Below are 13,331 nucleotides of genomic sequence, written 5' to 3' on the forward strand. Positions count from 1 at the left end.
TGGTTAATAATTTCATTTTATGGAGAGCAGAAACTGCTAATGATCTGCATTCATAAACAAAGGCAACTCAACAACATAAAAGGGGGACAACCTGATAAAATATTTTAATTGCCCACTTTTATCTTTCCTTTTCCACTGCCTATACTACCATGCAAGTCAGTTCCTTGCAGATCAATGGAAACAAATACGAATTTGAATGCTCAAATCAGGAGCAAACTATTATTGATGGCGATCAGTTATATCAAGTAATTTTATAGTAACCGGTCCATAGGCATTAATACATAGCTTCAATTAACTTTAATCTTTTGTCTTAAACTGCCCACACTACCATCTGCTCCATGCCCTTCCATACTAATGGTATAATTTCCTTTAATATCAGAAGTATAGAAAGACAGCCTGGCTCTACCATTCGCATCGGTAATGATATTCGGCTCCCAATAAATGGTGGAGCGATAATCTGGTTCAGCCATGTCAGCTGGGTTACCAAGGTATTTTGGACTATAGAACTGAACAGGATATAATATAGGTAAAGGACGATAGGTAACCACATCAGGCATTAAACTTTTGTAATATCCAACCTTGTTTTTTGTTGTAATGCCAATAACCGCAATTTCCCTCACCTTATTTGTCTTCACGTTTACCCGTGCTTCTAAATAACCGCCCCCCTTAAAACCTGGTGAATAGAAAGGCCCATCAGGCTCCAATTCGCCACTTCGCAAGGAATTCTCCGAATCAGCAATGGCCTGCGCAGTGAAATTTGGAACACCGGGTTTTTGATACCTGAACATATATTTTCTACTGTACATCACCTCCATCCCTTGAAACTGAGCGATCTGAAACTCACTTAGTGCTTCTTTCAAATCTTCAATCCGTGGGGAACCATTTAAAAACAAAGGCAAACCTCCACCATCAACTTCAATGGTAACTATATATTTATTCAACCTCAAAGTCGGCAAATTATCTTCAAAAGTAATGGTTAGCCCAGGCAACTTTTGTTTGATTAGCTGGTACAAATTCATCACCCCCGATTCTTTAATGTCCTTTTCATCAAATATCAGGTCTGCATTGCCGGGTCCGTTACGATTTTGAGAATCCTTAATGATTTTCTTAGCTTGGATGTTAACCTCCTTTAAGCCTATACCAGTTTGCCTTAAACTACCCTCATCAGCCTTTAAAGCAATGTTCTTCACATAATTTATCTGATTGGTATCACTGTTTACGTACCAGGGCAAAACTTTATCCCGAAAGGTTGCTGGAACAGAAGGTGCCTTAAATCGCTCCACCTGAATATCCCCGCCAGATTTTGCCTTGCCTTTTGCAGTTTTTGCCTGTAAAAAGAAAGAACCGGAGTCTATTTGAGGAAGGTCTTTAAACGTAAACCGCCCCATTGCATCCGTCGACACAGTAGTGATAAAGGCAGGCTTTTGCGAAGAAATCAATACGGGAGCGTACTTAACGGGCTTATTAAATACATTGGTAACCAACCCAGTGATTTGGAAGCCCTTTTCCACTTTGAACTTTGCAGGACGCGTATTGCTAAAAACATCCTGCCAGTTATAACCTATCCAGCCTTGTGTTAACATCAAATCATTTCGTGCTTGCCTTACATCAGAATTCCCTTTGTTAAAATAATATCCCGGAGATTCTACCTTTCCCTTTAAATCGCCAGTAAGCAATAAAGCTTTGATACTAAAGTTACCGGCACTGTCTGCCTTAACCTGACTATCATCTGTCACTGCCATTGAAAAGCTACCTTTTACAGGAATTCCACTTTTATCCCTGATCTCCAGATCCAGGGCAACGCTATCGCGCTTTAAATAACTGGTTTTATTCTGACTGACCTTGATATTGAGATGATCCTGATGATCAATAAATACGATCCGCTCATTGAGTGGTTGTTTACCCCTTAAAAGCGTTAACCGCGTAATGCCCGAAGGAAATTTGCTTTCTGGAATCTCCAACTTTGACTGATTGAGGCCGATTTTTTCCGAGAAGTAGAGTACTCCCCTGGTTGTTCCAATAAGGTAATAGGTACTATCTTGATTTAAAGCATTTTCTGAACCAAGAATCTGAATAGAAAGACTTTGCTGTTCTTCATTGGCTTGCACCCGCATCATTGTACCTTCAGCCTTAACAACAGGAAGGTTATAAATTACTTCGGAGCCAGCTGGCTGATCTAGTTTTGCTGTATAAATTTCTGCCGTTTTAGGTATAAACTCAAAAGAACCCATACCATTATGAAAGGTGCTAAATCGAACTACTTCCATACCCTTGCTATTCATAATACCGCCTGACACTTCCGTCCCCTTCCCATCCTCACCCACTGCCTTGAAACCAACAACAGATTTTAGTCCGCCTACTAAATGACCACTTTCAGGCAAAAACTGAAGATCAATCTTTTGTGTCCTATTGATACTTAAGGGAACCTGAAGAACTTGCTTGCCGTCTATCTCTTTAATGCTCCTGATCTCCACCCTAAGGTTCCTCCCATCGGCTTTTTCTTTCAGCATTTTACTGAATTGAAGGTTTCCTTCCAGCGTGGTTTGTAGCTTTTCATTATAAAGCCAGTGATCTCCTTCATAGATCTTTACTTCAACATCTCTAAAACCCACCGGAGATTTATCTGTTCGCTGCAGGTTGATGTTTACATCCAGCTGGTCTTTCTCTCCAACCCTATTGATCGCCGCCTTTGATTTCACCAGCCAGGAATCTTGATTGGGTATACCAAGATAAAACCGCTTGCTGAACACGAAATCTTCCCCGAAGTTCTGCATCCAATTGGTATAAGCACGTAAGGTAAACCCACCTTCATGAAAGATCTTTGGAGTTAGGGGGATTTGTCCCCAGCCCAAACCGTTCTTAATCGGTATGCTAATCCTTCTTACTACCTCAGAACTGTCATCATCCAGCTCCACATATAGCAACCCACTTTGCCGGGAGGCCGACAAGTTGGCCCCATCCAGCACATAACTTTTAAACCATAAAGTATCCCCAATATTGTAATAAGGCTTATCGGTATGCAGGTAAACCTTTTCTATCGGTAGTCTTTTTCGCAGGCTATCCAGATCTACCGAAATTGATTGGGCAATTCCTTCCGCAGGAGTCATCTTTGTCATTGCATTAATTGTTTTACCATTAAAAAGATCTCCTTCAACGGTGTAATGATAAACTTGTCTGCCAAGTTGCCCTTCAGCATTGATACCTTCTACAATTACTTTGTAATTACCCGGACCGTCTGCATTGAAATAATTAAGGGTGGCTTTCCCTGTACTGTAAGTTTTTACATTCGCATTCCAGTAGATTGTGGAACGAAGGTCGGGCAGCTCCGTATTGCTGCCCGGACGATCGTACCTCGGGGAATAAAATTCTCTTGATTTATTGAATCCTTTAGGAGCAATATTTGCGATATTGGGAAGGTAGATTTTTCTTTGAAAACCACGTTTTGTATAAATCATAATTGAAGCCCGGCTCAGCAAGCTGATCAACGGTAAATTTACCCTTACTACCTCAATCTTAAAGATCTCTGAGGGATCTAAAACATTATTGTCCAATACATCAGCAGCCTCATCTGGAGGAAGTAACCTTCCGTCAACAATTATATTCATAGGACCAAGAAATCTATCCATGACATGGTCAGGATTTACCTGAACGCAAAATGGATAGTTACTAACCATAGGTGCATAGGGGCCTGCTTGGTATGGTTTAAAAGTAACGCCAGCTAATAGTCCCTGTAAACATATTCCAAGACTTGCGCAATGTTCTCCATCTTTCATGATAATGGTCTGATCGGAATGCCCATCCGGTATCCGAAGAGGTCCTTGCACTGCATACAATAACCCTTCAGGTTTTCTAGCTGATATAGTTACTTCTCTTAACCGTTGTACCCTATTCAGTTGCCCGGTCTTCTCAAACAGCGAATCCTGCTTTCTGCTATTGTCGACATAGACCTTTATCGTTCCGTAGATATTAGTACTTAAGTCGCCGGTATTTTTATTTTTTGCTAAAGTTATTGGGGCAACAGCATCTAAGATCAATTCTACTTTAGTCCCATTCTTTTCCGTTCTTGCCTGTACCGCAAACTTAATGCTATCTGTTAACACCAATCCTTCAAACTTAAACCTGCCATTTACATCTGCTGTTGTATTTTGAAGGATTCCCGCCTTTGTTGCCATCAGCATCAGTTTAGCGTTAGGCACCACTTTGCCGCCCAGTGTCTTTACAACGCCAGATATATTGATACCCAAACCCTCTGGTTTAAATAAAGCGTTTGTTAAGTATGTTTTACTGGGGTCAGTAATAGCAGTGTTAATTTCTTTCCAACTAAACCGCCTGTAACCTTGCGTCAGCATCAGGTTATCCAGTGCTTTGTTTACTTCCTCATCATCTTTTGTAAAGTAGTAATTTGGCTTTTCTATATACCCTTTCAGATCGGCAGTCAGTAGCAGGTTAGAAAAAATCGTACTTTCCCGCTCTTCTTCAAAGGGAACCTTAGTTTCATCAATCACACTTACAGAGAAATTTCCCGCTGTTGGCTTATTGTTCCTATCCCTGGCATCCAGTTCCAGTTCTACCCGTTCCTTACTTTTGTAGGTTTGCTTTGCAGTAGATAAACTCAGCTGCATCTGATCTTTGCTTTTTATAAAAGCAATTCGCTCATTTAAAGGTTCTCCTGTAGCAGAAAACAAAGTGAACTGTGCAATTCCAGAAGGGAAGGCGCTCTTCTCCAGCCAGAATGAATTAGTAGCTCTGGCAATCTTTATCGGGGAAGCAATAATGGTTTCCCCACCAGAGTGGACGATCACATTTACATTAACCGGTGTTTGAGCCGCAGCCGCAGCGATATCTGTAGAGGCATTGATCCTCACCAGGATACTGTCTCTGTTGGGCTGGTAAACACTCAGTACATAACCGCTTTCCATGGCTTTTGGCAAGGGAACACTTTTTAATGTCCCATCAGCAAAAGTAATTTGAGCGGTATAGTTTTTACCCAAAACAGGATTGATCAGGAAACTCCCCATTCCAGCCTTTAAGGTTTCCACAACTGCTATTTCATTGTTCTCATTATCTGTGATTTTGCCTTTTACTACGATACCCGTACCATCAATCCCGGTAGCTTTAAAACCTACCCTGGAGGCAATCCCATTAACCAGGTTCCCGCCTTCCGGAAAAAACTGTACATCTGTTTGGGACAAGCCTGCCTTGATCGGGAAATCCTTAACTGTCTTTTTATTATCCGCCGTTTCAATCGTAGTATGGATATAGGCGCCCCTGAGGTCAGCCTGTTTTTCATTAGAGATACCCACACTAATATTCCCCTGATCATCTGTCTTTACCGATTTGCTAAACATCCTTTCTTTACCAATCATGATGTCGTAAGACACCGCTTTGCCAGCCATAGGCTTACCATCATCATCAGTATAATTCAGTGTAGCAGTAAGAACAGTTTTGTTATCAATTGTCTTGTATTGATAATCAGCACCGGTCAGTACCTCGCTGCTAACAGGTGTTCCCACAGTAAAAGTCTTGTCAAAGAAATAATCTTCTCCGGCATTACGCATCCATTGGGTATAGGACCTGATCCTGTAATTACCTTCACGCAGGTTATCCTCAAGCGTAAAATCCCCCATGCTCATACCTGCAGTTAACGGTAGTTTTAATGATTTTACAATAGAGTCTTTTTCTGTAATCAGCTCTACATATAAAGCCCCGCTGATGGCAGATAGCTGGTGCCTTGAGCCGGTAGTTACATAAGCTTTAAACCAAATGGTATCGCCCAGCGCAAAATAAGGCTTATCCATATGCAGGTAAACCTTTTCCTGAGGAACGCTATCGGTCCATTTCTGTAAGGCATTTACCAGCTTGTCCAAAGGATCTTCATCCTTTGGAACAAATGCCAGAAATCCCAAAACTGAAATAAACAGGAGGGTGAGAACAGAGCGATTGAATTTCATCAGTATTTATATTTGGTTACTGTTTATTCGGTTTTTGACTGGAGAGGTATAACTATCCCCATTCATAAACAAAGGCAACTAAATAAGGCGCAATGGGGACAAAGGCATGAAATATATTTTTCAAGATTATTTATATTTGAAAAAGGGAACTTTAATACCTATTTTTACATAAAGGAACACATTTATCATTATTTATTAAAGAATGGGAATTATAGTACGTATTTTGATCGCATCTTGGTTATTGTTCGTATATTTGATATACAATAAGTATTATAATACCTATGGAACTTATAAAAGTTGGAGATTTAGTCAACAGTAGGCGTACCATGCTACACCTTAGGCAAGAAGATCTGTCTGAAATGAGTGGTGTCAATATCAAAACCATTCGCCAGATAGAATTAGGAAAAGGCAATCCTTCTTACCTAACGCTTTCTAAAATATTTGAAATTTTAGGATTAACATTTTCTGTTGGCGTTAAAGAGGTTAGCTAATGCAAAGGGGGGCTGTTTATTGTAATGGCACCTTAGCCGGATATATCGAAAAAGATGAACGGGGAGTGTATCGATTTATATATCAAGATGATTATTATTATGATTCTGAAACCAAACCCATCAGTCTAACCTTACCTAAAACACAGCAGGAATTTTCTAGCAATCAGCTTTTTTCTTTCTTCTCAGGATTACTAACGGAAGGAATTAATAAAAATATTCAATGTCGATTATTAAAGATCGATGAGAACGACGATTTCACCAGGTTAATCAAAACAGCAGGTGAAGATACCATAGGAGCAATAACAGTAAAAGAAATATGAAGAGGTGTCCTGGATGTTATAAAGAATTTAATGCAAGCTATTGCCAGACTTGTCTTAAAAAATTATTTAACGGCAAGAAGATTTCTCCAGTTTTATCTTTTAAAACGCCAAAAGACAACAATCTAAAAGAATTTCAGAACAAAACTAAAAAGCTATCTATTTCAGGAGTTCAGTTAAAGTACTCACTAAGAATTGAAAATAATGAACTAGTACTAAGCGAAAGCAATGGACAGTATATATTAAAACCAATCCCTCCAACGGTTGAGATTGAAAAAAATGACCAGGCTCCTGAAAATGAACACCTAACCATGCAGATCGCATCACAAGTGTTTGGCATTAAAACAGCAGCAAATGCATTGATCTATTTTCAGGATGGAACACCAGCATACCTTACCCGACGGTTCGATGTAAAGCCCGATGGGTCTAAATACCTTCAGGAGGACATGGCCCAACTTAGCGGCAGAACAAGGCAATCTCACGGCAATGCCTTTAAATATGATGGGACGTATGAAGAAGTCGGAAACCTGATCAAAAGATACGCCGCTGCGGCACTTCCTTCTCTGGAAGTTTTTTTTAAAGTCGTCTTGTTCAATTACATATTTTCTAACGGAGATGCCCACCTTAAAAATTTCTCCTTGATACAAACAGATATGAGCGACTATGCTTTATCGCGCGCATACTATCTGATGTGTACTGCTCTTCATACACCAAGTGAAGGACAAACTGCGTTAGATCTCTATGATGGCTATGCTGATCATGAATATTATGGTATTTATGGTGTTTACGGACAGCGCGCTTTTCGTGAACTCGCATTAAAGCTTGGCATCTCTGCAAAAAGGGCAGGGCGAATTTTAAACGAGCTATTGTCCTCAAAAGATAAAGTAAAACATCTGATAGCGAATTCTTTTTTGAGCCAGGAAGCTAAAGAAATTTACACCTATAATTATGATCGGCGTATTGAATTTATGGGCATGACGACTGAACAAATTATTTCTAAAATTAACCCGACCAGTAATGGTTTGATGAACGATAAAGAGGTAAAACTAATTTTTCCACGGGCAAGGGTCATAACAGGTAGATTCCTGAAATCATTGCCTGAAAACAAATACGAATTTGAATGCTCAAATCAGGAGCAAATTATTATTGATGGCGATCAGTTATACCAAGTAATCCCACTTTAACATGAATCGTCACTTGTTACTAATTTGTAACTGAGTATCTAAAAACTTGCCTGCCCAGTTCGCCATTTGCATTGATACCCTCAACAATAACTTTATAAGCGCCGGGTCCATCAGCGTTGAATATACTTACTGAAGTCTTACCATTGATGTCGGTTTTTACACCTGCGTTCCAATAAATAGTAGATCGAAGGTCGGGCAGGTCATTGTTACTTCCCGGATTATCATACATCGGAGTATAAAACTCCTTTGCTCTATAGAAACTCTTGGGAGAGATATTGGTAATACTTGGGTTGTACGCAGCTCCATGATTACCCCCGGTCTTTGTGTTGATTAATATTACGCCGTTTGCCGCATCCGGACCATAAATGTTTGTGTAATTTACTGATCTCAAAACTTCTATGCTTGCAATTTGATCTGGAGATGGATCATTATAATCAAAGATACTTCCATAAACATCTGCACTTCGTTCTACTGGAGCATAGGGCATCCCATCCAAAACCACCATCATTGCCCCTGCCAGAATTTCTTCTGACGTCGAAGAACTTGCCCTAGAGTTATAAGGCATTGTTACAGGCGGTGCACTAGCAGACAATTTAATTTTTTTGAAAATGACCCCTCTAATACGCCCAATAAGACATCCAGCTAGGGTTGGGCAAGCCTGAAGTTCTTCAGCCTTAATGATTTGATCATATTGTCCCGGCCCATTCGCATTATAGTTTCTTTGTTTAGGCAGATTTTTCTGATAGACACGGGCGTTTATATTTACTTCTTTCAATCGGTTAACTCTATTCATGCCACCCATCTGCTCCAAAAGATCATCCTGCTTTTTTGAATTTTCGTTATAGGCCTGCATGCTCTTATACAAATCTACATTTAGACCGCCTGCATTTCTCTTCTTGGTGCTGAGAAACCTGGGTACGCTATCCAATATAACTTCCACCTTATTGCTATTCTTTTCCGTCCTCGCCTGAATAGCAAATTTTACATCATCAGCCAGAAAAATACCATCAAACTTAAAACGACCTGCTTCATCTGTTGATGTGCCTTTCACCAAACCTCCACGCAATGACATCAATGTTACCGTAGCATTTACGGAAGGCCTATTACTTAAGCTAACTACCCTTCCAGATATGTAAATACCAAGATCTTCTGCCTTAAAAGCAGGTGTAACAACAGTTCCGGTAATCTCTTTCCAGCTAAACCTGCTATAACCCTGTGTAAGCATCAGGTTATCTAAAGCATTATCTACCTCTTCATTGTCACTGGCAAAATAGTAGTTTGGCTTTTCAACGTATCCCCTCAAATCTGAAGTCAGCAACAGGTTGGAAAAAATTGTACTTTCCTGATCTTCTTCTAAAGGCACCTTGCTTTCATCTACAACTGCAATAGAGAAACTACCTGCGGTTGGCCGCCCATTTTGATCCAGACTTTCTAAATACAAATCCACATTCTCTTTGCTTTTATAAATCTTTTTCTCAGTTTTTACAGTCAGCGATAGGTGGTCATTCCTTTTTATAAAAGCAATTCTTTCATTTAATGGTGCTCCTGCTGCTGAGAATAAAGTGAACTGAGCAATCCCGGAAGGAAACAACTTTTTATCTAACCAAAATGAGGTTGCGACTCTATTAATCTTAAATAGCGAGGCAGAAATTGTCTCTCCGCCGGCATGCGCAATAAAATTAACCATCAATGGAGTTTTTAGATTAGCCACCATCTGCTCTGTTACGCTTACCCTAACCAAAATACTATCCTTCTCGGACTGAAAGACACTCAAAACATAACCACTAACCAAGGGTTTTGGTAAAGAAACAATCTTTTGAGTACCATCAGCAAAAGTAATTTTTGCAGTATAGGTTTTACCAGCTTCGGGTCTTAACAAGAAATTACCCATCCCAGCGTGAGTGCTAGCAAAATCTGTAATGTGCTTTTGATCCTCATCCAATACCTCACCTTTAACCATTAACCCATTGCCATTTGTACCAACAGCCTTAAAACCCAGCTTGGAGTTAACGCCATAGATCAGACTTCCGCTTTCGGGAAAGAACTGCACATCAGCATTAACGGTATTGTTTAGATTGCCGGCAGACAAACCTTTGCGCTTATCATTATTTGTCTTAGCACTCTTATCCTCTTCCGCTAAAGCATTAGTCTCAAATGGATTAGAAATAATGATGGGGCGGTCAAAGAAATAGTCTTCTCCCACATTTCGCATCCATTGGGTATAAGCCCTGATCCTGTAATTCCCCGCTTTCAGCTCGTCGCCAACGGTAAAATCTCCCATGCTCGTGCCCGCGGTAACCGGTAATTTCAAAGCCTTTACTACAGAGTCTTTCTCATTGATCAAATCTACGTATAAAGCGTTGCTGATGGCAGATAACTGGTGCCTTGAGCCTGTAGTTACATACGCTTTAAACCAAATGGTATCGCCGAGCGCATAATAAGGCTTATCCATGTGCAAGTACACTTTTTCCTGTGGAATGCTGTCGGTCCATTTCTGCAATGCATTTACCAGCTTGTCCAAAGGATCTTCTCCCTTTGGAACAAACGCCAAAAATCCCAAAACTGAAACAAAAAGAAGGCTGAGAACAGAGCGATTGAATTTCATCCGTATTTATATTTGGTTACTGTAATTAGCTTTTTGGGTAAGGGGCATATAGATATCACCCCCATTCAAAACAAAGGCAACTGAACAAGGTGCAATGGGGACAAGCATAAGTAAAATATTACTGCTTTACTGCCGCACTTGGTAAATAATCCATTGGCATCATATCCGCAACCATCTCGTAAGCCCAAATACCTTCATAAAGCAAGGAATCCGGATCATTAACGGCGCCACTTTCGTAAAAGCCAGGCATTGGTTTTAATTGGTACACCAGTGATATCTGGTAGTTTATAAAATCTTCAGGTCGTTTTATCTTGTAACCGGCATACTTAGTATAATCCTTTGGTTCTTTCTCTCCTTTAAAAACAATATACAAAGCATCTTTAAAATCAATGGTCTTCATAGATGGAACCCGCTGTTGAACCAGTGAAAACCTGGGCACATCAGCTCTGATGAGCACCTCTACCGTATCCGTCATCAGCTTCATCGTTAACCAGGAACTTAATAACTCTTTTCGCTTCCTATCGTCGCTTCGCTTACGCAGTTTCTCTGAAAGCAGTTTAATCTTCTCATCAATAACATAATCTGGAAGCTTTTCCTTATTCGGCATTTTTACCATTTTATTAATGATAAAACCCTGCTCCTGATAGGTATTATTGTAGAGCGCCTTAAAAAAATGTTGCGGAGAACCCAAATAGGCTTCTTCCCTTCTTTCTGCAAAACGCTTGCGCTTAGACTCATTTGGCTCCAACTCTTCAAAGTATGGATAACCTGAAAAATGCACTACGCGGGTATCGTAATCCATCTCAAAATAGCCCAAATAATACTTTAAACGGTAGCCTAGCGATTTATTATCAATAATCAGAAACTCGTCTGCTGATGCCTTAAGCACTCTATTTTGTTGATCATAATCCAAACGGATCACCTCAGGATTTATCACCTCACACTTCTTTGAGTTAGGAGATGTGCCAATAAAGTTCTCCAGAAAAGATTTTAAATATTCCGGTCTGTAGGGATCCGGCTTAATAATCACCTCAGTAAGCTGACTCACATTTTCTTCCAGAAAAATATCAAGATCCTGCGACCTATTGGAAATGACAACGTTCTTTGTAGTTGGCAAAAAGCCTACCATCTGTATCAGAATATTATAGCTTCCGGGACTCAGGTCTTTCAACTCAAATCTCCCGTCATCCCTTGCAACGGTACCAATTTTATAACCTCCCAAAAGTATTGCAGCACCCGGCAAAATTTCCCAACTTTTGTTTCTTATGATCCCTTTTATGGTATAAGTGATTCCTTTTAACTTTATAAATTCCTCTTTGGCAGTAATAACAACCATTTTATCCTGTATGGTATAATTTAAAGGAAGATTAAGGAGTACGGAATCCATTGCCTGGTTAACAGTGGCATTAGTTAGGTTTACGTTAATGGGTTTTGCATTTTTCAGCAAGTCATCATTGTATAGAAAACCATAGTTTACTTGTTTCCTGATCTCTTTAAAAACATTTTGAAGGGTAATATTTTGCTGTTTTAAAGTAATGCGCTGAGCAAAAACCTCCTGTCTGGCAAAGACAAAGCAAGCCGATAAAACAAATAAAGTTAGAAAGCGATTAAATTTCATTAATTCACTACCAACACTTTTCTCCCTTTTAGCTGAAACTTCACTTTGCCAGCTGTTTCCAGCGATAATAATACCGCAGATAGGTTGTTGGTTCTTGGTACTGTACCAGTAAGCTTCAGTCCGTCATGACCAATCTGATCAACAATATCTACATTATACCAGCGGGCAACCTGTTTAAGAACACTACTAAATTCTTCCGCATTGAAAATAAAGTCGCCATTTTTCCAGGCCACACTTTCACTAACATCAGCATTTGCTACCTTTTGCTGCGATGCATTCACCTCCGCTTGTTGTCCGGGTTTCAATACCAAATCAGACTTCGGACCATGGATCAATACAGAACCCTCCAATAAGGTTGTTTTAGTTGTTTGCTCGTCTGAATAACTTTTCACATTAAAGTGCGTACCCAGAACTTTGATTTCCTGTTGGCCTGTTTTAACGATAAAAGGATGAAGCTTATCCTTAGCAACTTCAAAATAAGCCTCTCCAGTAAGTTGTATAACGCGGCTTTTTAATGACGCAAAAGTTGCAGGAAATTTTACTGAGGATGCCGCATTGAGCCAAACCTTTGTTCCATCAGGTAAAACAACCTCGTATTGTTGCCCTTTAGCGGTTAATACCGTATTGAACTCAGCCAAATTACCCTTATTTGCTTTAGCTTGATAAACCAGCTTGTTATCTGTTGTTTTAAAAATAGTTACCCCGGTTTGTTCGGCAATTTTTCCATTCGCTGCCTTTGAAAGCACCACATCACTTCCATCTGCCAGGATCAAAGTAGCAGTAGTAACGCCAGGCAGGATATCAGCGTGTGCATTAGCAATCAGACGATCTTGTTTAACAACTTCGTTCTTATTAAAGTAAAACAAAGCTGCAAGGCCAAATAGTAAAACAGCCGCAGCAGAAGCCGCCACTGTAGGATACCAAAGACGTTTTACTTTTTCCGGACGTGCTTGTCCTAACATAAGCGACTCAAAAATAAGATCACTCTCCTCCTGCAGCTCCCTTTCTGATAAAGCTGGTATATCGTCTCTCCTGAAATAATGCAGCCAGTATTTTGCTGCCTTTTCGTTTTTGAAATCTTTATTTTCCATTATATAATAACATCGGTTTTACACCTTACCATTAAAGGCAACTTAGAAAAACAAAATGGGGACAAGTGCACAAA

General features: G+C 39.9%; 7 protein-coding genes. 3 read left to right on the forward strand and 4 right to left on the reverse strand.

Going from position 1 to position 13,331, the window contains the following annotated elements; all coding sequences use genetic code 11:
- Positions 1–287: 287 nt before the first annotated feature.
- Complete coding sequence (locus ACVWYN_RS09270; protein WP_457288569.1) at positions 288–5,951, reverse strand: carboxypeptidase-like regulatory domain-containing protein; 5,664 nt, start codon at positions 5,949–5,951, stop codon at positions 288–290.
- A gap of 281 nt (positions 5,952–6,232) precedes the next feature.
- Here ACVWYN_RS09270 and ACVWYN_RS09275 point away from each other — a divergent pair, with 281 nt between their 5' ends.
- The 3 genes from ACVWYN_RS09275 to ACVWYN_RS09285 are packed head-to-tail and all read left to right on the forward strand — an operon-like array spanning position 6,233 to position 7,943.
- Entirely contained in the window at positions 6,233–6,442 is a 210-nt protein-coding gene (locus ACVWYN_RS09275; protein WP_457288570.1) for a helix-turn-helix domain-containing protein, read from the forward strand.
- Entirely contained in the window at positions 6,442–6,762 is a 321-nt protein-coding gene (locus tag ACVWYN_RS09280) for a HipA N-terminal domain-containing protein (RefSeq protein ID WP_457288571.1), read from the forward strand. The genes ACVWYN_RS09275 and ACVWYN_RS09280 overlap by 1 nt, the downstream gene beginning before the upstream one ends.
- Positions 6,759–7,943 carry a HipA domain-containing protein gene (locus ACVWYN_RS09285; RefSeq protein WP_457288572.1) on the forward strand — a complete coding sequence of 395 codons (1,185 nt, stop codon included), beginning with the start codon at positions 6,759–6,761 and terminating at the stop codon, positions 7,941–7,943. Before ACVWYN_RS09280 ends, ACVWYN_RS09285 begins: the two co-directional genes overlap by 4 nt.
- Positions 7,944–7,962: 19 nt before the next feature.
- Here ACVWYN_RS09285 and ACVWYN_RS09290 read toward each other — a convergent pair whose 3' ends face one another.
- The 3 genes from ACVWYN_RS09290 to ACVWYN_RS09300 form a co-directional block, all read right to left on the reverse strand.
- Complete coding sequence (locus ACVWYN_RS09290; protein ID WP_457288573.1) at positions 7,963–10,548, reverse strand: hypothetical protein; 2,586 nt, start codon at positions 10,546–10,548, stop codon at positions 7,963–7,965.
- Positions 10,549–10,666: 118 nt separating this feature from the next.
- Entirely contained in the window at positions 10,667–12,166 is a 1,500-nt protein-coding gene (locus ACVWYN_RS09295; protein WP_457288574.1) for a carboxypeptidase-like regulatory domain-containing protein, read from the reverse strand.
- Complete coding sequence (locus ACVWYN_RS09300) at positions 12,166–13,257, reverse strand: FecR family protein (protein ID WP_457288575.1); 1,092 nt, start codon at positions 13,255–13,257, stop codon at positions 12,166–12,168. The genes ACVWYN_RS09295 and ACVWYN_RS09300 overlap by 1 nt, the downstream gene beginning before the upstream one ends.
- Positions 13,258–13,331: the final 74 nt, after the last annotated feature.

The sequence above is a fragment of the Pedobacter sp. UYP24 genome, assembly GCF_054057295.1.